The organism is Campylobacter concisus, assembly GCF_902460895.1.
Taxonomy (GTDB): Bacteria; Campylobacterota; Campylobacteria; order Campylobacterales; family Campylobacteraceae; genus Campylobacter_A; species Campylobacter_A concisus_BC.
Genome location: NZ_CABPVL010000002.1, coordinates 375181 through 399547 on the forward strand (window position 1 = coordinate 375181; position 24367 = coordinate 399547).

The following is a 24367-nucleotide window of genomic DNA, read 5'->3' on the forward strand; positions in this document are numbered from 1 at the left end:
ATCTCCTAAAATAATAATCCATCGTTTTCTTGATCTTGAATGATGTCATTTGTTGGCGTATTTTGCGGCAACGGCGAGTCATTTGTGTAGTACTCATCAGCGCCGTTATAGTATCCTTTATAGACGCCATCAGGCTGCTCAAACGCACGCCTTAGGGTAGGGTAGAGCTTGATGTAGCCCTCCATAAATTTCTTAAAGACCGGTGCAGCTGTCCTGCCGCCACCCTCGACCTTTTTCATAGGGCTGTTATCGTCGTTTCCGTACCAGATGATGGCCTCGATATCAGGCGAATAGCCGCAAAACCAAGCATCGATGTTATTGTTTGTCGTACCAGTCTTGCCAGCGATCTGGATGCCATTTACCTTTGCGTTGCGTCCGGTGCCGTTATTTACGACATTTTGAAGCAAGGTAGTCATCAAAAATGCCTGCTCAGGTTTTAGTACCTGCTTCTTTTGAGGCTCGTAGTCCATCGACGCGCCAAAGCTATTTTCTATATGCTTTATGAGCGTAGGCTCGACCACTTCGCCATCATTTGGAAACATCGAGTAAAATTTCGCAAAGTCAAGTGGCGAAATTCCAAAGCTACCAAGTGCGATTGATAAATTTTCAGGGATGTCGTTAAAGCCCATATCCGTAAGCTGTTTGCGAACCGAGCTAAGACCAAGATCGTTTAGTAAATTTATGGTTGCGAGGTTGCGAGACTGGGTTAAGGCTGATTTTATCGTGATGTAGCCTTGAAAACCACCGCTATAGTTTTTTGGCGTCCACTCTTTGCCATTGCCCATGTCAAACGTCCTAGCGATATCAGCTACCTGAGAGACGACAGAGTAGCCGCTATCAAGGGCTATTTGATAGATAAATGGCTTAAAGCTTGATCCTGGCTGGCGCTTGCTCTGTGTGGCGCGGTTGTAGCTACTTTTTGCGTAGTCGATGCCGCCAATTAGAGCTAAAATTTGTCCGCTTTGTGGATGAGTGACGACGATAGCGCCATTTAGCATCTCTGGATTTGCCTTTTTATCTCTTTTTAAAATTTCATTGTAGCCATAGATTAGGGCGTCTTGAGCGATCTTTTGCACATTTAGATCGACTGTGCTTTGTATCCTGTAACCGCCAGTTTTTATATCGTCAAATTTCTTTGAAGCCTCTTTTATGATCTCATCGACCACGTAAGGAGCCTTATTGCGCGTTAGCGTATCGTCAAAGACTGCTGGCTCTTCAAGTACGCCCTTGCGGTACTCATCTTCGTTTATCCAGCCGATGCTATACATCCTCTCAAGGACCCTGTTTGCGCGGCTAAGTGAGAGGTCAAGGTGCTTTGTAGGATCATAGGTGCTTGGCGCTTTTGGCATGCCAACTAGCATCGCTATCTCTTTTATACTTAGCTCATTTAGCTCTTTTCTAAAGTACCCCTCTGCAGCCGTTTTGATGCCGTAGTAGCCGTGCCCGAAATATACGTGATTTAGGTATCTTTCGATGATGTCCTCTTTGCTAAGCTCGCTTTCAAGCTTCATAGCAAGCACAACCTCTTTTATCTTTCTTGTAAATTTCTTCTCGCGGCTTAGGGCTAGATTTTTTATGAGCTGCTGAGTTAGCGTAGATGCGCCCTCGACTAGCTTTCTAGCTTTGATGTCCTTTATCGCCGCTCTTGCCATGGCTTCTACGTTGATACCGCCATGCTCAAAGTAGCTCGTATCCTCGATAGCCACGAGCGCTTCGATGACACGTGGCGGGATGTCGTTATATTTGACGTAAATTCTATTTTCTTCAAAGATATTTGCGATAAGCTCGTTGTTTCTATCAAAAATTTGTGTCGCAAGCTTTGGCTTGTAGTCGATGATGGTATAAGCGTCAAATCTCACCTGCGAATAAAAGTATAAAAACGCTCCACCAAGTGCGATGGCAACTACAAAGATAAATGCCAAGATATATTTCATAAAAATGCCTTTAATATTTTTAAATTTAACCCCATTGCCGTGCTTGTTTCGCCGTGCTGGGAGGTGATGTATTTTTTATTAAAATTTTCTATCGTCATGGCTCCAGCTTTGCCTCGCCACTCGCCACTTTCTAGGTAGCTTTTTAGATCTTGCTCGCTAAATTTAGCAAATTTATATGTAGTCTTGCTTACATTTATAAGCTCAAATTTGCCTAAAAATATCATCGCTGTATAGACGCTACATTCATTGCCACTTTGTAAATTTAGCATAGCAAGTGCCTCGTTTTCATCCTTTGCCTTGCCTAAAATTTTATCCCCACAAGCCACGCAGCTATCTGCAAAGAGTAAATTTGTAAGCTTTCCATTTGCCTTTAAAAACTGCTCTTTTTTAGTTTTTACGACGTTTTGGACGTAAATTTCTGGTTTTAGGCTCTTTGCTATCATACTCTCATCAAAGCTGCAAGAAATTTGTTTAAATTCTATCCCAGCATTTTTTAGTAAATTTGCCCTTGTTGGCGAGCTAGAAGCAAGTGTGATCATAAAAAGCCCATATAGCTCACGCCAAGATAGACAGCCGCAAGCGAGGCTAGTAAATTTAGCGGCGTGAAGTAGTAGATGATGACGATTAGACTTTCGTTTAGCTCGATCATCTCGTGTGATCTTAGAGTTTTTAAAGCCTTTTTGTATCTATAAAAGATGTAGCTTAAATTTAAGAGTAAAAATAGCTCTATCGCCCATTTGGTCGCTACTATCGCACTTGCCATCGGATTTTGCATTTTGCCATCATCAAAGCAAAAGATCATTATTAAACTAGTTAGTGCGATGCAAAGAACTAGCGCAAAGATAGCTAGTCCAAAGCGTCTTATGATGTGAAGCAAGATGTGATAGCGCTCTTTATCTTCAAATTTATTTTTTATAAAATAGCTTCCAGCAAGCACCAAACCAGCTTGTAGCCCTATAAAAAGAGCTACGAAACTAATGTGCAAGAAGATGATTAGTTGATCAAATTTAAAAAAAGCGATCTCTTGATGAATCATTTTTCTAAAGCTTGCCTTGCATACTCAAGTGAGCTTTTTATGGCGTCTTCGATGGCTAGAGCGTTTTTGCCGCCAGCTGTTGCAAAGTCGTCTTTTCCGCCGCCATTGCCACCTAGAATTTGCGCTGCAAATTTAACCCAAGCACCAGCTTTTATAGGAGCATTTTTCACGCCAGCTGCAAGAGAAATTTTGCCCTCTTCATCGACTTGAACCAGCAAGATCGCAGCGCTTTCATGCTCGTTTTTAAACTCATCTATCATCGTTTTTATATCGCCACCATCGATGCTTGCTACGCAAAGCTTGGTCTCATTTACGTTTAAAAAGGCTAGCTCCCCAGAGCTTTTAGCGTTTTTTAGCTTATCTTTTAGCGTTTTTATCTCGCCCTTTAGCTTTTTAACGGCATTTAATGGCTCTGTGCTTTTTAGCTCATCTTTTAGCTCTTCAAGCTCAGCTCTAAATGACCTTGCTAAATTTAGCGCAGCTCTTGAGCAAACAGCCTCTATACGCCTAACACCAGCACTTACACCACTCTCTTTTGTGATGAAAAACGATCCGATCTCATCTATATTTTTTACGTGTGTGCCGCCGCAAAGCTCTTTACTGACATCGCCAAAGCTCACAACTCTTACTTTGTCGGCATATTTTTCGTTAAATAGCGCGATCGCTCCGCTTTTTTTGGCCTCTTCAAGCTCCATAACCTGCGTTTTTGCATTTGCACCGTCTAAGATCCACTCATTTACAAGGTTCTCAACCTTTGAAATTTCTTCGCTAGTAAGCGCCTTTGGATGAGAGAAGTCAAACCTTAGCCTATCTGCCTCGACGTTTGAGCCAGCTTGAGCGATGTGTGTGCCAAGCACGCTTCTAAGGGCTGCGTGAAGCAAGTGTGTAGCGCTGTGATGACGTGCAGTCTCCGCTCTATCGCTGCCCACTTCAAGCTCTACTTCGTCGCCAACTTTTAGTGCCGCGCTAGTTTTTACTAAAGATAAATTTAGCCCGTGGAATTTTTGCGTATCAAGCACATTTGCTTTGCCTACTATCTTACCGCTATCGCCGCACTGACCGCCACTTTGAGCGTAAAATGGAGTGATATCAAACATCACCCAACCCTCTTTGCCAGCATCTAGGCTATCTACATTTTTAAATTCTTCATCAAGTAGGGCTAGAATTTTACTTTTACTCTTAAGCTCTTCGTAGCCTATAAATTTATTCTCGCCAAATTTCTCAAGTAGCTCTTTAAAGTCGCCCTTCGCACTCTTGTCGCCACTACCTTTCCAAGCAGCTTTTGCACGTGCTTTTTGCTCGCTCATAAGCTCATCAAACCTTGCCTCATCGACCTTTAAGCCCTTTTCTCTAAGCATATCAGCCGTTAGATCAAGTGGGAAGCCAAATGTGTCATAGAGCTTAAATGCAGCCTCTCCACTAAAAATTTCTTTTGTATTTTTAAGCTCACTCTCAAATAGTTCAAGCCCACTTGCGATAGTCGCTAAAAATCTCTCTTCTTCAAGTTTGATCTGCTCTTTTACAGCTGCTTTTTTATCGTTTAGATAGGTGTAGTGTCCGCCCATAAGCTCACAAACTTTATCGACAAGCTTATACATAAATGGCTCTTTTATGCCTAGCAAGTATCCATGGCGTATCGCACGGCGTAAGATACGGCGAAGCACGTAGCCACGGCCTTCTTTGTCAAATGTCGTGCCTTGAGCTAGCAAAAATGTAACCGAGCGGATGTGATCGCTTATGACGCGGTAGCTAGCGCCACTTTCATAGACGTATGGCTTGCCGCAAAGCTTTGCCACTTCGCTAATTAGCGGCATAAAAAGTGTGCTGTCGTAGTTGCTAAATTTACCCTGCAAGATAGCAGTAACACGCTCTAGCCCCATGCCAGTATCGATGCTTGGCTTTGGTAGTGGACTTAGTTTGCCATCCGCGCTTCTTTCATACTGCATGAAAACAAGGTTCCAGATCTCTAAAAATCTATCGCCATCGCCACCCATGTAGTCTTCAGGTGTGTTAAAGTGTTCAGCGCCTTGATCGTAAAAAATTTCACTGCAAGGGCCGCATGGTCCAGTATCGCCCATTTGCCAGAAGTTATCATGGTCGCCAAAGCGGTAAATTCTCTCTTTTGCGATGTGAGTGCTCCAAATTTCAAACGCCTCATCGTCGCTTTCGTGAACGGTTACATAAAGCTTATCTTTTGGTAGTTTTAGCACCTCTGTGACAAATTCCCAAGCGTAAGAGATCGCCTCTTTTTTGAAGTATTCGCCAAAGCTAAAGTTGCCAAGCATCTCAAAAAATGTGTGGTGGCGCGCTGTGTAACCGACGTTATCAAGGTCATTGTGCTTACCGCCAGCTCTTATGCAGGTCTGACAGCTAGTGCGAATAGGTGGTGTTGGGCGTGGCACTTCGCCTGTGAAAATGCTCTTAAATGGTACCATGCCAGCATTTGTAAAAAGTAGTGTTGCATCGTTTGGCACGAGTGGTGCAGAAGCTACGACTTCGTGACCTTTTGATTTAAAAAAATCAAGATATGCCTTTCTTATATCTAAATTTTGCATTTTTATCCTCGTTAGTTTTAAAATTTTGCTTGATTTTAGCCAAAATTCGTTTGCGAAATTCTAAAAAGAGAAAAAATAGTGATATTTTGAAAACTATCTCTTGTTTTATCTATTTAAAAGCGATTTGTAAATAAAATAATTAAAAATTTCTAAAGTTTTAAAGGGTGAATGTGAAGCTAAAAATCGGCATTATCGGCTATTGCAGCACAGGTAAAAAACATTATTTAGAGCTTAGACGCTCAAACGAGTTTGAAATTTGTGGCATTTTTGACAAAGACAATGTTGATGAGTTTTGCAGAGCTGATTTTTATACTGATTTTAAAGAATTTATAGAGGTTGCCCAGCCTCAAGCAGTCGTGCTTTGCTCACCAAGAGATGAGATGGTGGAGGCATTTTGCCAGTGTGCAAAATATTGCCAAAATATCCTCATTTCACGCCCAGTTTTTAAAAGTATCGCAGATCTTAAAGAGATAAAATATGCCGCCAAAACAAACAAAACTAGGGTTTGCACAGGCATTTCTGAGCGTTTTAATCCAACTATCTTGTCACTTAAAAAGGCACTTTTAAAAGAAGAGGAAATTTATAGCATCTCGATCGCTCATTTTAAGCCACTTTGCGATGGAAACATCATAAATGAGCTCTCAGTTTCTGACATCGACCTAGCAAAAAATATCATAAATTCTGAAGTCAGCGACTTTTACTACACTCAAACAAACAAGACAAATGCCAAAAGTGCCGATAATGTGGCGATAAGTTTTAAAAGTAAAAATCAAATTCTAGTGCATATCACCGACTCATTTTGTGGCTCACTAGAGCGCTTTAAGATAGAGGTAAATGCGAAAAATGGCGTCTATTTTGGCGATCTCATCGATCACAAGCTTCATCAAGTGAGCGAAAATGGACAGATGAATTTAAAGATAGATACAAATAATAGCGAGCTAAAAGCGCAATACGAGGCCTTTTACGATCTTTGCCAAAGTGGCGAGAGCAGCGAACTTTCAAACATCGATGACGCTATAAAAATAAGAGAACTATTTTAATGAAAAAAGCTCTTTTGCTTTTAAATATGGGCGGTGCAAATAGCCTAGATGATGTCGAAATTTTCTTAACAAATATGTTTAATGACCCATATATTTTGGGTATAAAAAATAAATTTTTAAGAAAATTTGTAGCTTTCATGATCACAAAAGGCAGGCTAAAAACCGCGAAGCACAACTACGAGCAAATAGGCGGAAAGTCGCCACTTTGCGAGCTTACAGCTAAGCTTTGTGAGAAAATTTCAAGCCTTAAAAGCGAATTTGACGCGGTTGATTTTGCGATGAACTACACTTCGCCATTTGTAAAAGATGTGCTTAAAAAGTATGAGAAATTTGATGAGATAGTTCTTTTGCCGCTCTACCCTCACCACTCACAAACTACGATAACTTCAAGCTTAGCTGATTTTAAAAAGGCAAAAGAGGAGCTTAAACTAAAAGCTAAAATTTTACTTTGTGAGCCATTTTATGATGATGACGCTTACAACAAGATCATTATCTCTCATATCCGTGAAGCGATAAAAGATATCGATATAAGCGATATTAGCCTCATTTTTTCAGCCCACTCTTTACCTCGCAAGATCATAGAAAAGGGCGATATCTACGAAAAACACATAAACGAACATGTGCAAATTTTAAGCAAAATGCTAAAAGAGCAGGGGCTAAATTTTAAAGATGTGAGCCTTGCTTATCAGTCGCGTCTTGGACCAGTTAAATGGCTAGAACCATCGCTAAATGAGGCTTTGGCAAAGTACGAAAATAAAAAAGCGCTTATCTATCCGCTATCTTTTTGCATAGACAACTCTGAGACCATTTTTGAGCTAGTTATCGAGTACGCTAAGCTTGCAAAAGAGCTAAGCTTTAGTTTTTATAAAGTGGTAGAGTGTCCAAATTTTAGCGATGAATTTGCTAGTTTTATCCTAGAAAAATCAAAAAGTGCTAGAGAATTTAGCCTTTAGGAATAAATCTTGCTTATAAAAAGCATCTCAAATTTAAAAGGAGATGTATGAAGGTTCAAAATAACGATATTATCGATTATTTGTTGCAGTCAGGCTCAAGCAAAGCTAAAGATAAAAAAAATAGTTTTGATGAAATTTTAAGTCTAACGCTTGATAAGATCACAAGCGAGGCAAAGGTTTCAGACAAGCTTGAGCAGTTTAAGAAAAGGCTTACAGAAATCGGTGCTGCTGGCTTTATGAATGAGCTAAATTCAAACAAGATAGAAGAGAAAATAGCTCAGAAAAAAGAGGAGCTAACTGAGCTTTTAAGCATAAATGATCCGACCAAAACGCAGGATCAAAAAAATGAGCTACTTAAAATCATGGATAAAATTTTAAGTGACTACCGCAAAGAGCTAAACATGGCACTTACGAGCCAAACACTGCTTGAGAAGCAAAATAGCCTTGGCAAAAATACAAATAATTCTGTAAATTTAAGCTCTGTCTTAAATGAACTTGGACTTGCATAAATTCTGGATTTAGGCCACTTGCCTAGATCCAAATTTCTACTTTAAACCCTAAATTTGAAATTTAATATTTTTATCTTAGAAGTTAAATTTAATCTAAAGCCGGTTTTTGTTTTGCTTTGTCGTTTTTGAGCTTATCTTTTTTAGCTTCAAACTCGGCTATGACATTAGGATCTGGGAATAAATAGCCATCTTCAACCATTAGATCAACGGCCTTTTTAAATGTCGGCAACGCACTTTGCGCACCAAAGTAGTAGTAAGGCTTTTTAGGATCTCTTGCTAAAACACCTATGGTGTAGCTGTTGCCTCTTGTGTCGTTTACGAAGCCAAAAAAGGAGCCATTGTAGGTGTTGCTATATCCGCCTTTGCCAGAAGCGATGTGTGCGGTGCCAGTTTTACCGCCTATCTCAAGACCTGGTGTAAATGCTTTTAGACCAGTACCTTTTTCAACTGTTTTTATCAAAATTCTCTTCATTATCTTTGCAGTCTCTTGCGAGATGACCTGCGCTGGCTCTGCTTTTGGCAGATCGTAGCGCTTGCCGTTTCGCTCCAGATATGCCACCATGTGTGGCGTCACCTCGATGCCTTTGTTATTAAAGGTGTTATAGGCTTTTAAAAGCTGCATAAATGTCGCTTGAAGGCCGTATCCGTAGCTAACTGTCGCTTTATAGGTCGATGAGTTTAGTTTAGTAACTGTTGGCATCATACCTACTTGCTCGTATGGCAGGTCGATGCCAGTCTTTCTTGAAAAGCCAAAATTTAAAAGCCCTTGATAAATTTGCGGACCATTTAGGCGTTCTACTAGCTGGATCATGCCGATGTTTGAGCTGTGCACGATGATGTCTTCAGCGCTCATAAAAGGCTCTGGGTGGGTATCTTTGATGATCCTTTTGCCTAGCTGATAGCGACCGTTATAGGTATTTACAAGCTCAAAAGGATTTACCTTTTTTTCTTGAAGTAGTATGGAGAAGATAAATGGCTTAAAAACCGATCCAACCTCGTATGCATACTCGCTTGCGCTCGAATTTAGCGCACTGTAATCTTGCTTTCTTATGTTTGAGGGATCGTATCTTGAGCTAGAAGCTAGGGCTAGAATTTCTCCATTTTTGCTATTCATTATGCAGATGATTAGCTCTTTTGCATCTAGAAATTCACGTTTTTCATCTAAAATTTGCTCTAACTTGGTTTGAAATTTAAGCGGTACAGAAAGCACTGCGTTGTAGCCATCAACTCTTGTTGCTAAATTTGAATCACTGGTTAAGATTATATTGTTGCCGATATCACGTGGGCCAAGGATTTTGGCATTTTGTATCGGAGCTAAGTAGTCCTCGTAGTATCTCTCAAGCCCTTTTACGCCTTTGCTTTTGGTAAGTGCGTCACTCTCTGTTTTGCTCACGTAGCCAATAGCTGGTGTTAGAGCATCTTTTGACATAAATTTACGGTTTTGACCGCTTTCCATCACGCGCATGCCTTGAAATGAGGCAAGGCCAGTTTTTGGGTCAAGATACGAGATTAAAATGCCCTTACGGTTTAGCTTTCTTGAAAGCTCTTGAAGGTAGGTAGCGCCCTTTGCGTCGATGCTGTAAGAGAGCGTGACAAGGCCTTTTGTGCCGTTTATGATCTTTCTTACTTTGTTTGGATCGTCGCCGCTATAAAGCGAGTAGAGCTTAATGAACATCTCTTTTTTGTTTGGATCGATGTTTCTGGTGTCAAGCATCACTTTGTAGAGTTTTTGGCTTGATGAGATGCTAAAGCCGTCTTTTGTGACGATGTTACCTCGGATTGCGGTATTTACGTCGCTTGTTTGAAGCTTAGGAAGCTTTCGCTCGATGCTTGCTCTATAAAATATAACGAGCACAAAGATTGAAATTCCAAAAGTAATTAATAAAAAAAGTATGGTTATTTTTGATTTTCTGGAATTCATTCAATGGCTTAAATTTGCGTTCTTGAAATTTCTTTGTATGCGCTTAGCGCTTTGTTGCGAATTTCTAGCATAAGCTTCATGCTAGTCTCTGCTTTGCCTATGGCGATAGCTGCTTGGTGCAAGTCTTTTACCTCGCCAGTTGCGAGATCAGCTATGGCTTTATCGGCGTTTATTTGAACCTTGTTTAGCTCTTTTAAAGAGTCGTTTAGTGCGTTTTCAAAGCCGCCTTCTTCGCCCGCTTTTGCTATTTTGTTTGAATTTTCGTTTTTGTTTAACTTATCTAAATTTATACTATTGATCATTATGCTTGTCCTGAAATGAGTGATATCGCACTTTGTGCTATTGTCTTTGCGTTTTGAAATGACGCTACATTTGCTTGATAGGCTCTTGTCGCCTCAAGCAAGTCAGCCATCTCGATGACTGGGTTTATATTTGGAAATGCGACGTAGCCATTTGCATTTGCGTCTGGGTGGCTTGGGTCGTATTTTAGCTGAAAGTCCTTATCATCGCGCACCACCTTATCTACGATCACGCTAGTTAGGGTAGGGTGAGCGTTTTTAGGTGAGCTTGGATCATCGAGCGGATTTTCGTAATCAAGCAAACTTTGTGAGTTTTTAAGCTGATCGTTTAAAATTTTATCAAAGTTCATCTCTTTAAAGATGACCTCTTGTCTTCTGTAAGGGCCGCCCTCAGCCGTTCTTGTGGTTTGAGCGTTTGCTATGTTTGAGCTGATGACGTTCATCCTGAAGCGTTGCGCACTTAGTCCGTATCCGCTAATATCAAAATCATTTAAGTATGACATCATCTCTCCTAGTTCTTAGCACTTGCGTCTATTACGCTTTTAAAGATATTTCCCTGAGCTTTGTAGGCACTATCAAGGGCGTTTATCATAACTGTATTTTTGCCCATTTCTGTTGTCTCAACATCAAGATCGACTGTGTTTGCATCGTTTCTAGCCATGTGACCATCGCGCAAGAAAAATTGAGCTGTATCGCTTTTTGGAAAATCAACCGCAGCCATGTGCGCTTCGTTTGTCTTAGCTAAATTTAGTTTTTTGCTCTCTGAAATGTTATAAATTTCATTTGCTTTTTCTCTTAAAATATCTTCAAATCTTACGTCTCTAGCCTTGTAAAATGGCGTATCAACATTTGCAAGGTTGCCAGAGATGAGCTTTTGGCGTAGCTCTCTGCCTGCAAGGGCTGATTCGACGAGTGGGCTAGATTTTGATCTATCTAAAACAAACATTTAAAGTCCTTCTAAAATTTCACACATTTATAAGCAAATGATGTTCCAAATGTAAGGCAAATTTATTTTGTTTCATAGATTTTTGCCAAATCTTCTTTCATTTTTGTGACTTTTATGCCGCCAAGATAGTATTTAACTCCGTATTGTCCGCTATCTACGTCTGTTAAAATTTGATATTCGCCGTTTTTTATCACCACTTTAAAAGGTAGTGCGATCTCGTGTTTGTATTCGATGTCTCTTACGATCTGCTCGGCAAGCCTGTCATTTATCTTTTGATCGTTTGTTATGAAGTAGTAGGCGTTAAATTTTTGCATAAATTCATGCAAAACATACTCATTTGTGACATTTTCAAAGTGAGTTAGCCCAATTAGCGTAAATTTATCTTTGTTTTCAAGCTGATATTTTGTAAGCTCGGCTGCCTCTTTTTGACAAGGTGGGCAAAATGTGCCAAAAATGTCGATCATTAAAACCTTATTTTCATCATTTTTGATAGCAAAGCCGTGATCTTTTCTAACTAAAGTAAGCTCCTTGCCGCTCACATCTACAAGTTTGACCTCTTCATTTGGGCTAAATTCTTTAAAATTTGCACTGCTGCTTTCTTCTTCACCACAACCAAAAAAAGCAAATAAAGCGATTATTAAAACAAGTAAATTCTTCATCTTATCCCTTAAACATATCTTTTAATGGCAGCTCTTGCCTCTTTGTCTGCCTCGCGTCTTTTTAAAGTCTCGCGCTTGTCGTGTAAATTTTTACCTTTTGCAAGGGCTAGCCTTGCTTTTACGATGTTTTTATCACTTAGATAAAGTGCCAAAACAACCAAAGTAAGCCCATCTTGTGAGACTTGACCGAAAATTTTATCGATCTGCTTTCTGTGCATCAAAAGTTTTCTGGCTGCTCGCTCGTTTGGACGAAATGCGCTGTGTGTAGTCTCAAGATAGCTGATATGGGCGTTTAGTAAGAAAAGCTCACCCTTTATGACGCGCACAAAGCTATCTTTTAAATTTGCTCTGCCAGCCCTTAGAGCCTTGACCTCGCTACCTTTTAAAACGATGCCAGCCTCAAAGGTCTCAAGTATGCTAAAGTCGTGCAAAGCTTTCTTGTTTTTTGCTAGATCTTTTATCAAAATTTTACCTTTTATTTTACGCTAAATACGCTACTGCCGCTGCCGCTTAGAAATTTATCCCTAAACTCGTTCATCTGTGGATAGAGCTTAAAGCATGGGGCAAAAAGATCGTTTAGCTCCTCGTTTTTATAAATTTCAAGTAGCTCTTTGCTCTTTAAATTTTGCATCTTTTTTGCAGCATTAACGTCTATGTATTGTAAGAAATTGCTTCTAAATTCTTGATAAACCATCGGTGTGGAGCAAAAAACATTTGGCGTGAAGATATTTAAATTTGGCACTTCATCGTCAAATTCTTCTATGATCTCGCCTATGCCGCTTACATTTGCTGCCCTATATCCGCTTACAAAAAAGGCCACGTCTGCGCCGATTTTAGAGGCTATTTGCATCAAATTTTCGCGTTTTATATTTAAATTTAGCTCGTCATTTACCATAAGTAAAAATGTGGCAGCGTTTGAACTGCCTCCTCCTAGACCAGCACCTATTGGGATTTGTTTGTTGATGATGATTTTGTGAGAGCTAAAAAACTCATCTAGCTCATTTGAAAAGCCAGCTTTTTTTAGCTCATCTATCGCTTTTTGTATGATGTTATCTTTTATCTCTTTGTTGTCGCATTCGATAGCAAAAGAATTTGACCTTTCAAAATAAATTTCATCAAAAAGCTGCTCGCAAAGAACAAAACGTGACAAAATTTCGTGATAGTTGCCTCTGGTGCCAACTACCTTCAAAAATACGTTGATCTTTGCAAAGCTTTTCATTTCTCGATTTTTTTCGCAAGCTCGTGGATATCGGCTTCGCTTGCTTTTTTGGTGGCGTGGATATTTTCGTTTTTGATATCGTTTGCCAGCTCGCTTCTTAGTATCATTGTGTTGCGCGGAGCCTCGATACCAAGCTTAACGGTGCTTTTTGAGATACTTACTACGACGACTTTTATGTCGTTACCTAGTAAAATTTCTTCGTTTTCTTTTCTTGCTAAGATTAACATTTTTCTACCTTGTTTAAAGTGTAATTTATAGTATCATCCATGATTTGGATTACGCTCATAAATTTATCATAATTTAGCAAATAAATTCCTTGTGTTTGTGTTTCAAAATCGTTAATTTTTAATTTCTTGCCGTTAAGTATGTTCTCAATATCCCCAAAATACGTGTTTTGCTTAATATTTAAAAAATTGCAAATATTTAAAAATTTTTCATTTTCATAGCGAAATTTACCCTCGCTTACCCTCTTTAATGAGCTTAAAGTTACATTATAACCAACTTTTTGCCCAAAAATTTCTGCATAAGAGCGGATGTAGCTTCCCTCACTTACGCTTAAACGAAGTGTCAAAAAAGGGTGTGAATAATTCAAAATTTCACTCTCATAAATTTCCATTATCTCTGGCTTTAGCTCAAATTCTTCACCGTTTCTTGCTAACTTGTAAGCCCTTGTGCCATTTACATGTTTGGCGCTAAATTTTGGCGGGACATAGCTTATCTTGCCAGTTAGCTCATCTCTAATGGCTTCAAGTTTTTCTAAATTTAGCTCTTTTACATTTAAAATTTCAGTGATATTTTCATTATCCATGCTTGGACTGCTTGCCCCAAGCCAGATCGTCGCCTCATAGACCTTTGGGCTTTTGTCTAAAAATCTAAAAAATTTCGTATACGAGCCAAAAGCGACTATCAAACAGCCACTCGCAAATGGATCAAGCGTGCCTGAAAATCCAGCCTTTTTGACGCCGTATTTTCTCTTTAGTCGTCCTAAAAAGTGGTTTGAGCTCATGCCAGCAGGCTTGTTTGCCACGAAAATGGCGTTCATACGGCCTTTTCCACGAAGCTTGACATGATCTCTCTTACATTGCCACCAAAATTTATAGTCAGTTTAAACTCTTTTTTGATCTTGCTAACCGCGCTCACCCTGCCGATACCAAAAATTTTATGTTTAACAAGGTCGCCTTTTTTAAATTCATTGCTCTGTTCGATAACTAGCGAGCCATGCGTGATACCGCTCTCGCTTAAAAATCTACTCTTATTTAGCCTCGTGCGCTGACCTTTGTAAAAGCGCGAATTTGCAAAGCTTAGGCTAAGTGTCTTTTTAGCTCTTGTTATCGCCACGTAAGCGAGCCTGCGCTCCTCTTCGATGTCGCTACCATCGCCAATTAACGGGAAAAATCCCTCTTCAAGACCGATCACAAAAAGGTGCTCAAACTCAAGTCCCTTGCTCGCATGCACGCTCATGATACTAATAGCCTCGTCGCTAATGCCGTCTTGCTCGCTTGTTAGCGTGATCTCGTTTAAAAACTCCTCCAGATCAAAGCTTGGATTTTGCTTGATCTGATCTTTTAAAACAGCGTAAAACTCGTCGATGTTTGCCGCTCTTTCAGCGCCATCTGGCAAGCTCTCGTAGTATTTTTTCACGCCAAATTTAGCTTCAAATTTATCTATGAGGTCAAAAACTGAGCTACTTTCTTGAAGCTCTTTTAGATTGTTTGCAAACTCAAGAAGGGCTGATTTTACCTTTTTACTAAAGGCTTCGTCGTTATCAGAGATGTTTGAGATCGCCTCGAAAATGGAAATTTTGCCCTCAAAAGCCATCTTTTCGAGCTTATCAAGGCTCACTTTACCAAGGCCGCGCTTTGGTCGGTTTATTATGCGTCTTATTGAAAAATCATCATTTGGATTGTTTATCAGCCTTAGGTAGCTTATGATATCTTTGATCTCGGCTCTTTCATAAAATTTTACGCCACCAACCATTTTATAGGCGATCTGCTCTTTGTTTAGCCCATCTTCAAGTGAGCGAGAGAGCGCGTTTATGCGGTATAAGATCGCGATATCTTTTGCTTGCACGCCTTTGCTTAAAAGCTCTTTTATGTTTTTTGCGATCTTGCCAGCCTCTAAATTTTCATCAAAACTCTCTATCAAATTTACAGCTTCACCTTCGCCTTTTGTGCCCACAAGCTTCTTGCCAAGGCGGTTGCGGTTGTGGTCTATCAGTTCGTTTGCAGCCTTTAGTATCGCTTCACTCGAGCGGTAGTTGTGCTCAAGCCTTATGATCTTTACGTTGCTAAACTGATCCTTGAAATTTAAGATATTATCGATCTTTGCACCTCGCCAGCCATAAATACTCTGGTCATCATCGCCCACTACGCAGATGTTTTCGTGGCATAGACAGAGTTTTTTTAGGAGCTTATACTGAAGGTCGTTTGTATCTTGATACTCATCGACCATTATGTATTTGTAGCGGTTTGAAATTTCTCTAGCAAGATCTTCGTTTTCGTCTAAAATTTTATATGTAAGCCCTAGCAAATCGTCAAAATCAACAAGGTTGTTCGCCTTTAAATAGTCCTCATATTTTTCATAAATTTGCGCTGCTTGTTTGTAAAAGTTGTCTTTGCTCTTGTCAAATGAAGAGAAATTTGCATTTTTATAGACCTGTTCGACGCTTAAAAGTGAGTTTTTATAGTTTGAAATTTCACTTGACAAAATCGCCGTGGCGACTGGACTTTCAAAGCTTTTGATGATGCGCTTTTTATCGTCTGTGTCGATGATGACGAAGTTGTTTTTTCTGCCAAGCTTTTCTATATAGAGCTTTAAAAATAAAAGTCCAAATTTGTGAAATGTGCAAAGAAGCGGCGAGTAGTTTTTGCCGCTTTGGCTTAGCATCGCCATGGCTCTGCTACGCATCTCGTTGGCGGCTTTGTTTGTAAAAGTAAGAGTTAGTGTGTTTGCCGCGTCTATGCCGACCTCGCCGATGAGATAGGCAAGCCTAGTCGTGATAGTCTTTGTCTTGCCACTGCCAGCACCTGCTAGTATGAGCATCGCACCGTCTATGTGAGTGGCTGCTTCGCGCTGGGCTTCGTTTAAATTTGATAGTAAATTTTCCATTTTTCGCTTTTTAAATTTTCTTTTGATTTTAGCCAAAAATGCTTAAAATTACTATTTTTTCTTAAATATATCTTTATTTTTTGGGTTTTGCAAAAAGACTGAGGCTGATTTTTTAGCGTGATCGACTTGCTTCTCTTTTGGCTTATAAATGGAGAAATTTACAAGGATCGGGCTATTTTCAACCAAAATTTGAACCACCGCCCCAAGTGGAAATGATACCACTGAGGCAAAATTTTCACTACCAAAGCCAGCCTCAAAGCTAAGCTCATCTTGCGTTAGCCTCGCACTCTCAAGCGTGTAGCCACCAAGTGAAAACATAATGACTGGCATGCTAAAGCCACTGCTTATCTCATCTGGCAAGCTAGGCTCAAAGCTAACTAGCGGCAAATTTGCCATAACTGAGAAATTTACCCCCTTTTCAAGCAAAAAATCAATGCACTCATAGACGTGCATCTTCATCAAAAGCGCAAATTTCTCATCGTCTAAAATTTCGTCTAACATCTTAATCCTTTGAAATTTCTAAAAACTCATCTACTAGTTTTTTAACCTCGTTTATGCCTATCTGCCAGAAATTTTTATCATCTATATCAAAGCCAAATTTACCCACAAGCTCCCTTGGGCTAAGACTCCCGCCAAGGCTCAAAAACTCGGTGTAAATTTCAACGAAATTTTCGCATTTGCCGCTTTTATAAAGCCCAAAAAGTGCAAGCACAAGAAGCTGCGCGTAAGAGTAGGCGTAGCAGTAAAATGGCGTGTGAATGAAGTGCGGGATGTAGCTCCACCAAATTTTGTAGTAGTCATTTAGTATGACACTTTTGCCAAACATCTTTTTGCTCTCTTTTAGCCAAATTTTATTTAGCTCATCTAGGCTGATCTCGCCCTCGTGCGCGTGCACGGCCCTTTCAAAGGTGGTGAAATTTATCTGGCGGTAAAGCGTGGCAAATATATCCTCTATCTTGCCAGCAAGCAGTGAAATTTTCTCTTTTTTGCTAAGGCCGTCTTTTACGTGGTCAAAAACTAGCATCTCGCAAAAGACTGAAGCCGTCTCAGCCGTGGTTAGCGGAGTGTCTGAGTTTAGGTAGCTTACGCTATAAGAGAGCTTTTGATGCACGGCGTGACCAAGCTCGTGAGCTAGCGTAAAAAGGTCTCTTCGCTGGTTTGTGTGATTTAGCAAAACATAAGGGTGCGTGTCGCTTGATCCTGAGTGAGAAAATGCTCCACCTCGCTTATTTGGTGCTGGATAAACGTCGATCCAGCCGTCACTAAAGGCACTTTTGGCGATCTCGCCAAATTTAGGTGAAAATGTCCCAAATGCTTTTAAAACTATCTTTTTGCAATCATCAAATTTATACTCGCTCTCGCTGATAAGAGGCGCGTATCTATCGTAGTCATAAAGCTTTTTAAGGCCTAAAATTTCTCTTTTGCGCTCGTAAAATTTAGAAACTAAATCAAAATTTTTCTCAGTTACAGCGATGAGTGAATCAACGCTTTTTTTACTGATTTGATTTTCAAGGTGTCTTGGCTCTTCAGGAAGCTTGAAATTTCGCAGCTCGCAGCTCGTTTTTAGATCAGTTTTTATCATATTATATATGTAACCAAGAAGATGCTGGTGCTTGCTAAGCTCGTTTGAAAGGCTTTTGGCGGCTAGTTTTCGCACGCTTTGGTCGCTCTCATGAAGCTTGGCTAAAATCTCTTCTTCATTTAAAAGCTCGCCTTTAAATTTAAACCTCATCTTGCTCATGCTCTCATCAAAAAGCCTTGAAAAGCCCTCAGCTCCAGTGCTTGCCGTGCGAAGTAGCACCCTTTCTTCTGCAACGCTTAGTTGATGTGGTTTTGCTTTGGCGAGGTTGCTTAGGTAGTAGCCATATTTTTTAGAGCTTTTGATGATCTCTTCTTGTTTTTTAGGGCTAAACTCATTAAATTTGATCTCAAAAAATATCAAATTTTCATTTGCTTTTGTCGCTATCTCATCGATCTTTGCGTAAAATGCACCCTTGCTTGTATCTTTGGCAAAATTTAAAAAAGCGTAAGTCATTACCTTTGAAATTTTAGCTATCAAGCTTTCATATTCGCCAAATGCCTTTAAAAACTCGTCTGTTTTTAAATTTTCATAAATTTCAAGGTATTTATCTTTAAATTTCTCGCACTCTTTTTGTAAATTTAGTGCGTTTTGTTCGCACTCTTTTTCATTTGCAAAAAGTGCTTTTAGATCCCAAATTTGCATATTTATCCTTTAAATTTTTGGGACATTTTACAAAAAAATGGATAAAAGTAAAATTTCAGCCAAAATTTAGCTGAAATTTTATGAATGTTAGTTTGAAGTCTCTGAGGCTACGGCTGTAAAAAGCACGTCTGATGAGCTATTTAGCGCAGTTTCAACTGAGTCTTGGATGACGCCTATCGTAAAGCCAACTGTGACAAATTGCATAGCGATGTCATTGCCGATACCAAAAAGTCCGCACGCTAATGGCACTAGAAGCAGTGAGCCGCCAGCCACGCCAGATGCGCCGCACGCACCAAGGGCTGAGATAAAGCAAAGAAGAAGCGCATCGCCAAATGTAACTGTGATAGATGGGATAGAATTTACCGCAGTAAGCGCTAGGATACTAATGGTAACTGCCGCACCGCCCATGTTTATGGTGGCTCCTAGTGGGATAGAGATCGAGTAGAGCTCCTCTTTTAGTCCAAGCTTTTTGCAAAGCGCCATATTTACAGGGATGTTTGCAGCGGAGCTTCTTGTGAAAAACGCTGAGATCGCGCTCTCTTTTAAGCAGATCATCACAAGTGGATAGGGATTTTTCCTAGTTAGTGCAAAAACCATCGCTGGATAGACGATAAATGCCACCACAAGCATCGCTCCAACAAGAACTAAGATCAGTTTTAGATATCCTGCAAGTGCCTCAAATCCAGTGTCATGAATGCTAATAGCAACCATGCCAAAGATGCCAAATGGAGCTAGTCTGATGATAAATTTAACGATATGAGTTACACCGTCGCTTATATCTTTAAATACTTTTTTGGTCTCAGGTGTAGCATATCTCATAGCGATGCCACCACCAATCGCCCAAGTGATGATGCCTATGTAGTTGCCGTTTGCTAGGGCGGTTATCGGATTTTCGACCATTTTATAGATAAGATCTTTTAGCACGTTTGTGATGCCTTGAGGTGCTGACATATCAGCGCTTTGCAGACCTTTTAGCGGTATCTCGATAGGAAATAAAAAGCTAGCAATAACCGCCACAACAGCTGCTAAAAAGGTGCCAACAAGGTAGAGTGTGATGATCTTTTGCATGCCTTTTGTGTGGCCAAAATCTTTTAAAATGATAGAGGTTGCAACTAAAACAAATACAAGAATAGGTGCGATCGCTTTTAGAGCGCCTTTAAACAAATCTCCTAAAACTGAGGCTGAAGCAGCGATAGAATCAGCCGAACTAGCCTTTTCTTTGGCTTCGTCAAGCTGTTTTGCTTCATCTTGGCTAAGGCGAGTTTTTATGACTTCATCTACGCTTAGGCCACTCTCTTTTTGGATGGTTTGAATTTTAGCTGAGATTTGGTTGTAAGGGGCTGCCTGATAGTGTGTGTAAAAGCCAACTAGGGCACCTAGGATGATACCAACTAAAATTTGAACGATCAAATTTCCGTCGGCGTATCTTCTTGCAATGTTTTTAAACATATTCATTTGACACCTTAATAAATTAGTTTTTTGTTGATTTTAGCTAAATGATTTTTAAATATAAAGAAATTTAAAAAGATTAATTCGCTTTTTATATGTATTTGTTACAATTGCACGAAAATTTAACCAAGGAAAAGGACGAAAATGTATCTATTTACTTCTGAAGTTGTAAGTCCAGGTCACCCAGACAAATGCGCTGATATCATCGCTGATAGCATTGTTGATACTATTTTAACGCAAGATCCAAATGGACGCGTCGCAAGCGAAGTTTTTGTAGCTGGAAAAAATATAGTAATAGGCGGAGAGATAAACTCAAAGGTAAAACTCTCTTATAAAGACTACGAAAAGATCGTAAAAGACGCTCTTGCGCATATTGGATATGACGGAAAGAGTAACTTTACAAAAGAGCAGTGCTTGCACCCAGATGATATCGAGGTCAAAGTATGCCTAAATCAACAAAGTCCAGATATAAATCAAGGCGTTGATCAAAGTGACGGCGAGATCGGAGCAGGTGATCAAGGCATCATGTTTGGCTTTGCAAGCTGCGAAGCGAAAGAATTTATGCCAGCAGCTATAACTTACGCAAGAATGCTTTGTGAAAAAGTATATAAATTTGCCAAAGCAAACCCTGATAAACTTGGTGTTGATATAAAAACTCAAGTTACGATTGATTACGGCAGTAAAGACAACTTTGAAAACTGCAAACCTCAAAGCATCCACACTATCGTCGTATCTGCTCCTTGCGTGGAGAGCATGAAGATAGAAGAGCTTCGCGCATTAATACAAAATTTAATAGACGAAACTGGCCTTCCAAAAGAGCTATATAATAAAGAAAAGACGATCATCTATATAAATCCAACAGGCAGATATGTAAATCACAGCTCACTTCACGATAGTGGTCTAACAGGCAGAAAACTAATCGTTGATAGCTTTGGTGGATATAGCCCAATAGGCGGTGGCGCCCAGTCAAGTAAGGACTACACAAAGGTTGATCGCAGCGGTCTTTACGCAGCGCGCTGGATAGCTAAAAACATAGTCGCAGCCGGCCTTGCAAAAAAATGTATCGTTCAGATAAGCTACGCAATAGGCGTTGCAAAGCCAACTTCAGTTAGCGTTGATACTATGGGAACTCACGCAAACGGCGTAAATGACGACATGCTTTCAAATTTTGTAAGCGAGCATTTCTCTCTGACACCTCGCTGGATAACAAATAAATTTGGTCTTGATAAACCAAGCAAAGAGACATTTTTATATGCAAAAGTAGCTGCAAAAGGTCAAGTGGGAAATGCAAAATATCCTTGGGAAAAGCTTGATGCGGTTGATACTTTCAAGGCTTTATTAAAAAAATAATCAAAAAAGTGGCTTTATCTAAAAAAGCCACTTTAAATTTCTTTTAAAACTCATCCCAAAATGCTTTTTTAGGCTTTATGATCTCGCTTTTTGAGCCATTTACGCTGTGATAGACCGCTTTATTATATTTTGTAGCAAGGTGTTTTATAAGCACTCTTTGAAGCACAGGTTCGCTACTTGGCACAAACCAGCCGTTATTTGTAATAGCCACAACAACGTCAAATTCGCCCCTATAAAGCTCCTCCCTTGTTGCCTCGTAGCAGATGGCGTTTCTGATCTTAACTCCGTCTATCTCATAGTCGCTAAAATTTTCAGCCTTTTTAAAGTCGCTAGCTCCGCCAAAAAATAGCTTATTTACCGCATCTTGCATAAATTTTGGCAAAGGAATTTCTTCTCCAAATGGCACTAAAAATTTCTTATCCATTCGCCTTAGAGTGCTATCTTGAAACAAAAATGCAGAGTTATAAATTTGCTTATTTTCATAGGCAAGTGCGCCAGCTACGATGGTTATCTTTTTTGAAAGCTCTTTTAGCTCATCAACAAGCAGTGGCTCATTTGTCATAAATAGTGGAAACGCACTCTCTGGAAGCACGATGAGGCGTTTTTGCTCGGCTATGGCGTTACTTATCAAGTCTAAATTTTCATTTGTAAATTTCATGCGCAAGCTTTTATCCCAGCGCACTCTTTGAGCGACATCGGTGTTTATTAGCTCCACGTCAAATGGCAGAGTTTTTGCCTCGCTACTTTTAAACTGCAAAGCGGCGATCAGGCAGATAAAAGCTAGGATAAATTTTAAAATTTTGCCTTTTAAACTCAAAGAAATGGCTGCTAAAAATATAAATATAAGTCCTCTAGTATTTGGCTCAAAAGCCCCTAAAACAAGCGTTGCTTCAAGGTTAAACCAGTTAAAGCCAAATGGATGTACGTAGCTTACTAAAAATAACAAAACAGCTCTTAGTGCTACAAAGCTTGGAAAAGAGGCTATCCAAAATAAAAGTCCATAAACAAGGGCTATAAAGAGGATGACAAATGGGATAAGCCAGACAAGCTCATAGTAGATAAAACTAAAGCCGATCCAGTAAAACCACAAAATTCCAGTGAAAAAGCCAGCCGAAAAAAAGCCAGCTCTGCTTAAATTTATGATGACGTAAATTCCAGCTAGCGTGAGAAATGGTGAGATGAAATTTAAAATTTGATTTTCTGCCATAGCTAAAAAAATGAAATTAGAAAGCAAAAAAGCACCGACAAAGGCTTTTATTATAATTTTAGTGCTAAAATGTCCGTTTAAAAATCTTACAAATAAGGAAATCCATGCAAAACGCTGATTTTTTAACATCATTACTACCTCTTGTTGTGCTTTTCGCCATATTTTACTTTTTGGTTATCAGACCTCAACAAAAACAACAAAAAGCCCACGCAGCAATGCTTGCAGCTCTTGACAAAGGCGATAAGATAGTAACTAATGGCGGACTTATATGCGAAGTGATTAAAGCCGAAAATGATTTTATCAAAGTTAAACTTAACGATGATGTAATCGTTCGTATAGCACGCGAGTTTGTAGCTAAAAAGATCGAAGATAAATAATGCGTAACGCAAGAGTTACATATAGGCTGATTATCTTAATATTAGCCTTGATTTTTGGTTTTGGCTTTTCGGTGCCATCTTTTTTTCAGACTCAAAGTGGAGCTAAAATTTCATTAGGACTTGACCTTCAAGGCGGTCTTCATATGCTTCTTGGTGTTGAAACTAACGAAGCCATCCACTCTAAGATCAAGTCAATCGCTGGAAGCATAAATTATTATGCTAAAAAAGAAGATGTGCTTATTGATAAATTTAAGATAAAAGAAGATAGTGTTGAGTTTGCGCTGCTTGATAGTGACGAGGCTCCAAAAGTTGATAAGGCACTTGCTGAGATAAAAGGGCTTGATATCAAAAAAGATGGTCTAAACTATCACATCACTCTAACAGAACAAGAGAGGCTTGATACGATCGAGTATGCGATCTCTCAAGCTGTTGAGACCATTAGAAACAGACTTGATCAGTTTGGTCTAGCTGAGCCAACAGTCGCTAGACAAGGCAAAGATAATATCCTAGTCGAGCTTCCTGGTATAAAAACCGAAGAGGACGAGCAAAGAGCGAGAGATCTTATCGCAAAGGCTGCTCACTTGCAGCTTATGGCAGTTGATGACAAAAGACAAGACCAGGCTAATACCATGAGCGAGGCTGAGGCCGAAAGCTATGGTGATGTGATCTTTAAAGATGCTAAAAATGACCGCGTAAAATACGTCGTTAAAAATATCCCAGTGCTTGATGGCTCAATGCTAACTGATGCAAAGGTCGCATTCTCTCAGCAAAACAACTTACCGATCATAAATTTTACACTAAATTCAGAAGGCGCTAGAATTTTTGGCGATTTTACTGGCGCAAATGTGGGTAAAAGGCTTGCTATCGTGCTTGACGGCAAGGTCTATTCAGCTCCAGTTATAAACGAAAGAATAGGTGGCGGCAGCGGCCAGATCAGCGGTGGTTTTACCCTTGATGAAGCTCACGACGTAGCGATCGCACTTAGAAGTGGCGCACTTTTAGCACCTGTGAAGATGCTAGAAAAAAGAAGCGTTGGTCCATCTTTAGGCCAAGAGAGCATCAATCAAAGCATGGTTGCTCTTGCTGCTGGATCTATTTTAGTCGTGCTATTTATGCTAGTTTATTATGGAATTTCTGGAATTTTTGCAAATATCGCACTAGTTGCGGATGTCGTTATATTAGTAGCTGTCATGGCACTTTTTGGAGCGACGCTTACCTTGCCAGGTATGGCTGGTATCGTGCTAACTATCGGTATGGCTGTTGATGCAAACGTCATCATAAATGAGCGTATCCGCGAGCTTTTGCGTGAAGGCGTGGCGATAAGAACAGCTGTTCAAAAGGGATATGAGCACGCTATGAGTGCGATCATCGACTCAAACTTGACTACTATCATCACAGTTGCTGTGCTTTATGCTTATGGCACTGGTCCAGTTAAGGGCTTTGCTGTGACAATGGCGATAGGTATCATGGCTTCGATGCTAACGGCCATTTTAGGCACACATGGCATGTTTGATGCAGTCATGGACAAGATAGAAAAAAGCGGAAATACCAGACTTTGGTTTGGTTATAAAAGGAGCTAGG

The 24367-nt window shown here is 39.9% G+C and carries 24 protein-coding genes; 6 read left to right on the top strand and 18 right to left on the bottom strand.

The window, feature by feature from the left end; translation table 11 throughout:
• Positions 1 to 5 precede the first annotated feature (5 nt).
• From F3G98_RS03080 to alaS, 4 genes are read right to left on the bottom strand one after another with little or no spacing between them, the layout of a single operon-like run.
• Entirely contained in the window at positions 6 to 1934 is a 1929-nt protein-coding gene (locus tag F3G98_RS03080) for a transglycosylase domain-containing protein (protein ID WP_103607658.1), read from the bottom strand.
• The gene (maf, locus tag F3G98_RS03085) at positions 1931 to 2473 is read right to left on the bottom strand and encodes a septum formation inhibitor Maf (protein ID WP_103607659.1); all 543 of its coding nucleotides are present in this window, start codon (positions 2471 to 2473) and stop codon (positions 1931 to 1933) included. The genes F3G98_RS03080 and maf overlap by 4 nt, the downstream gene beginning before the upstream one ends.
• Positions 2470 to 2970 (bottom strand): 3-isopropylmalate dehydratase, encoded by a 501-nt coding sequence (locus F3G98_RS03090; RefSeq protein WP_149725728.1) that lies wholly within the window; start codon positions 2968 to 2970, stop codon positions 2470 to 2472. The genes maf and F3G98_RS03090 overlap by 4 nt, the downstream gene beginning before the upstream one ends.
• Positions 2967 to 5525, bottom strand: a complete 2559-nt coding sequence (gene alaS, locus F3G98_RS03095; RefSeq protein WP_149725729.1) for an alanine--tRNA ligase — start codon at positions 5523 to 5525, stop codon at positions 2967 to 2969. The genes F3G98_RS03090 and alaS overlap by 4 nt, the downstream gene beginning before the upstream one ends.
• Positions 5526 to 5695: 170 nt before the next feature.
• Between alaS and F3G98_RS03100 the strand changes: the two genes are divergently transcribed.
• From F3G98_RS03100 to F3G98_RS03110, 3 genes are read left to right on the top strand one after another with little or no spacing between them, the layout of a single operon-like run.
• Positions 5696 to 6565 carry a Gfo/Idh/MocA family protein gene (locus F3G98_RS03100; protein ID WP_149725730.1) on the top strand — a complete coding sequence of 290 codons (870 nt, stop codon included), beginning with the start codon at positions 5696 to 5698 and terminating at the stop codon, positions 6563 to 6565.
• Positions 6565 to 7518, top strand: a complete 954-nt coding sequence (gene hemH / locus F3G98_RS03105; RefSeq protein ID WP_149725731.1) for a ferrochelatase — start codon at positions 6565 to 6567, stop codon at positions 7516 to 7518. Before F3G98_RS03100 ends, hemH begins: the two co-directional genes overlap by 1 nt.
• A 47-nt stretch (positions 7519 to 7565) precedes the next feature.
• On the top strand, positions 7566 to 8027 hold the full coding sequence (locus tag F3G98_RS03110) for a hypothetical protein (RefSeq protein WP_009294079.1): 462 nt from the start codon (positions 7566 to 7568) through the stop codon (positions 8025 to 8027).
• Positions 8028 to 8115: 88 nt separating this feature from the next.
• On the opposite strand, the gene F3G98_RS03115 is transcribed toward F3G98_RS03110, so the two are convergent.
• The 13 genes from F3G98_RS03115 to sstT all read right to left on the bottom strand — a co-directional run bounded on the left by F3G98_RS03115 (position 8116) and on the right by sstT (position 19858).
• Positions 8116 to 9948, bottom strand: a complete 1833-nt coding sequence (locus tag F3G98_RS03115) for a peptidoglycan D,D-transpeptidase FtsI family protein (RefSeq protein ID WP_021085499.1) — start codon at positions 9946 to 9948, stop codon at positions 8116 to 8118.
• Positions 9949 to 9956: 8 nt separating this feature from the next.
• A complete protein-coding gene (fliE, locus tag F3G98_RS03120; protein WP_002941937.1) occupies positions 9957 to 10250 on the bottom strand; it encodes a flagellar hook-basal body complex protein FliE in 294 nt (97 codons plus the stop codon).
• Complete coding sequence (gene flgC, locus F3G98_RS03125; RefSeq protein ID WP_103607663.1) at positions 10250 to 10750, bottom strand: flagellar basal body rod protein FlgC; 501 nt, start codon at positions 10748 to 10750, stop codon at positions 10250 to 10252. Before flgC ends, fliE begins: the two co-directional genes overlap by 1 nt.
• Before the next feature lie 8 nt (positions 10751 to 10758).
• On the bottom strand, positions 10759 to 11193 hold the full coding sequence (gene flgB, locus F3G98_RS03130; protein ID WP_103607664.1) for a flagellar basal body rod protein FlgB: 435 nt from the start codon (positions 11191 to 11193) through the stop codon (positions 10759 to 10761).
• A 62-nt stretch (positions 11194 to 11255) separates the two neighbouring features.
• Entirely contained in the window at positions 11256 to 11852 is a 597-nt protein-coding gene (locus F3G98_RS03135; RefSeq protein ID WP_103607748.1) for a thioredoxin domain-containing protein, read from the bottom strand.
• Positions 11853 to 11860: 8 nt separating this feature from the next.
• A complete protein-coding gene (gene smpB / locus F3G98_RS03140) occupies positions 11861 to 12313 on the bottom strand; it encodes an SsrA-binding protein SmpB (RefSeq protein ID WP_035142320.1) in 453 nt (150 codons plus the stop codon).
• 14 nt (positions 12314 to 12327) lie between these two features.
• The gene (locus F3G98_RS03145) at positions 12328 to 13071 is read right to left on the bottom strand and encodes a 4-(cytidine 5'-diphospho)-2-C-methyl-D-erythritol kinase (protein ID WP_021092307.1); all 744 of its coding nucleotides are present in this window, start codon (positions 13069 to 13071) and stop codon (positions 12328 to 12330) included.
• Entirely contained in the window at positions 13068 to 13298 is a 231-nt protein-coding gene (csrA, locus tag F3G98_RS03150) for a carbon storage regulator CsrA (RefSeq protein ID WP_002941828.1), read from the bottom strand. Before csrA ends, F3G98_RS03145 begins: the two co-directional genes overlap by 4 nt.
• Positions 13292 to 14113 (bottom strand): tRNA pseudouridine(55) synthase TruB, encoded by an 822-nt coding sequence (gene truB / locus F3G98_RS03155; RefSeq protein ID WP_103607665.1) that lies wholly within the window; start codon positions 14111 to 14113, stop codon positions 13292 to 13294. Before truB ends, csrA begins: the two co-directional genes overlap by 7 nt.
• Positions 14110 to 16179, bottom strand: coding sequence for an ATP-dependent helicase (locus F3G98_RS03160; RefSeq protein WP_103607666.1), 2070 nt, complete (start codon positions 16177 to 16179; stop codon positions 14110 to 14112). Before F3G98_RS03160 ends, truB begins: the two co-directional genes overlap by 4 nt.
• A gap of 51 nt (positions 16180 to 16230) precedes the next feature.
• The gene (locus tag F3G98_RS03165) at positions 16231 to 16680 is read right to left on the bottom strand and encodes a hypothetical protein (RefSeq protein WP_021089593.1); all 450 of its coding nucleotides are present in this window, start codon (positions 16678 to 16680) and stop codon (positions 16231 to 16233) included.
• Between the two features lies 1 nt (position 16681).
• The gene (locus F3G98_RS03170; protein WP_149725732.1) at positions 16682 to 18403 is read right to left on the bottom strand and encodes a M3 family oligoendopeptidase; all 1722 of its coding nucleotides are present in this window, start codon (positions 18401 to 18403) and stop codon (positions 16682 to 16684) included.
• 87 nt (positions 18404 to 18490) lie between these two features.
• Positions 18491 to 19858, bottom strand: a complete 1368-nt coding sequence (gene sstT, locus F3G98_RS03175; protein ID WP_411160826.1) for a serine/threonine transporter SstT — start codon at positions 19856 to 19858, stop codon at positions 18491 to 18493.
• Positions 19859 to 19996: 138 nt separating this feature from the next.
• Here sstT and metK point away from each other — a divergent pair, with 138 nt between their 5' ends.
• The gene (metK, locus tag F3G98_RS03180; protein WP_021084435.1) at positions 19997 to 21202 is read left to right on the top strand and encodes a methionine adenosyltransferase; all 1206 of its coding nucleotides are present in this window, start codon (positions 19997 to 19999) and stop codon (positions 21200 to 21202) included.
• A 43-nt stretch (positions 21203 to 21245) separates the two neighbouring features.
• Here the strand turns inward: metK and F3G98_RS03185 are convergent, their stop codons facing one another.
• Positions 21246 to 22538 carry an apolipoprotein N-acyltransferase gene (locus F3G98_RS03185; protein WP_188116964.1) on the bottom strand — a complete coding sequence of 431 codons (1293 nt, stop codon included), beginning with the start codon at positions 22536 to 22538 and terminating at the stop codon, positions 21246 to 21248.
• Here F3G98_RS03185 and yajC point away from each other — a divergent pair.
• The gene (gene yajC, locus F3G98_RS03190; RefSeq protein WP_002941849.1) at positions 22514 to 22786 is read left to right on the top strand and encodes a preprotein translocase subunit YajC; all 273 of its coding nucleotides are present in this window, start codon (positions 22514 to 22516) and stop codon (positions 22784 to 22786) included. The two genes, F3G98_RS03185 and yajC, sit on opposite strands and share 25 nt — an antisense overlap.
• Entirely contained in the window at positions 22786 to 24366 is a 1581-nt protein-coding gene (secD, locus tag F3G98_RS03195; protein WP_149725734.1) for a protein translocase subunit SecD, read from the top strand. Before yajC ends, secD begins: the two co-directional genes overlap by 1 nt.
• Position 24367 lies beyond the last annotated feature (1 nt).

Bases quoted from the DNA above. Each gene is read 5' to 3' on its own strand.
- F3G98_RS03135 (WP_103607748.1), bottom strand. From the start codon at position 11,852: ATGAAGAATTTACTTGTTTTAATAATCGCTTTATTTGCTTTTTTTGGT.
- F3G98_RS03145 (WP_021092307.1), bottom strand. From the start codon at position 13,071: ATGAAAAGCTTTGCAAAGATCAACGTATTTTTGAAGGTAGTTGGCACC.
- F3G98_RS03160 (WP_103607666.1), bottom strand. From the start codon at position 16,179: ATGGAAAATTTACTATCAAATTTAAACGAAGCCCAGCGCGAAGCAGCC.
- maf (WP_103607659.1), bottom strand. From the start codon at position 2,473: ATGATCACACTTGCTTCTAGCTCGCCAACAAGGGCAAATTTACTAAAA.
- yajC (WP_002941849.1), top strand. From the start codon at position 22,514: ATGCAAAACGCTGATTTTTTAACATCATTACTACCTCTTGTTGTGCTT.
- F3G98_RS03185 (WP_188116964.1), bottom strand. From the start codon at position 22,538: ATGTTAAAAAATCAGCGTTTTGCATGGATTTCCTTATTTGTAAGATTT.
- hemH (WP_149725731.1), top strand. From the start codon at position 6,565: ATGAAAAAAGCTCTTTTGCTTTTAAATATGGGCGGTGCAAATAGCCTA.
- secD (WP_149725734.1), top strand. From the start codon at position 22,786: ATGCGTAACGCAAGAGTTACATATAGGCTGATTATCTTAATATTAGCC.
- sstT (WP_411160826.1), bottom strand. From the start codon at position 19,858: ATGAATATGTTTAAAAACATTGCAAGAAGATACGCCGACGGAAATTTG.
- csrA (WP_002941828.1), bottom strand. From the start codon at position 13,298: ATGTTAATCTTAGCAAGAAAAGAAAACGAAGAAATTTTACTAGGTAAC.
- fliE (WP_002941937.1), bottom strand. From the start codon at position 10,250: ATGATCAATAGTATAAATTTAGATAAGTTAAACAAAAACGAAAATTCA.
- F3G98_RS03090 (WP_149725728.1), bottom strand. From the start codon at position 2,970: ATGATTCATCAAGAGATCGCTTTTTTTAAATTTGATCAACTAATCATC.
- alaS (WP_149725729.1), bottom strand. From the start codon at position 5,525: ATGCAAAATTTAGATATAAGAAAGGCATATCTTGATTTTTTTAAATCA.
- F3G98_RS03080 (WP_103607658.1), bottom strand. From the start codon at position 1,934: ATGAAATATATCTTGGCATTTATCTTTGTAGTTGCCATCGCACTTGGT.
- flgC (WP_103607663.1), bottom strand. From the start codon at position 10,750: ATGTCATACTTAAATGATTTTGATATTAGCGGATACGGACTAAGTGCG.
- F3G98_RS03170 (WP_149725732.1), bottom strand. From the start codon at position 18,403: ATGCAAATTTGGGATCTAAAAGCACTTTTTGCAAATGAAAAAGAGTGC.
- metK (WP_021084435.1), top strand. From the start codon at position 19,997: ATGTATCTATTTACTTCTGAAGTTGTAAGTCCAGGTCACCCAGACAAA.
- F3G98_RS03165 (WP_021089593.1), bottom strand. From the start codon at position 16,680: ATGTTAGACGAAATTTTAGACGATGAGAAATTTGCGCTTTTGATGAAG.
- flgB (WP_103607664.1), bottom strand. From the start codon at position 11,193: ATGTTTGTTTTAGATAGATCAAAATCTAGCCCACTCGTCGAATCAGCC.
- F3G98_RS03110 (WP_009294079.1), top strand. From the start codon at position 7,566: ATGAAGGTTCAAAATAACGATATTATCGATTATTTGTTGCAGTCAGGC.
- truB (WP_103607665.1), bottom strand. From the start codon at position 14,113: ATGAACGCCATTTTCGTGGCAAACAAGCCTGCTGGCATGAGCTCAAAC.
- F3G98_RS03115 (WP_021085499.1), bottom strand. From the start codon at position 9,948: ATGAATTCCAGAAAATCAAAAATAACCATACTTTTTTTATTAATTACT.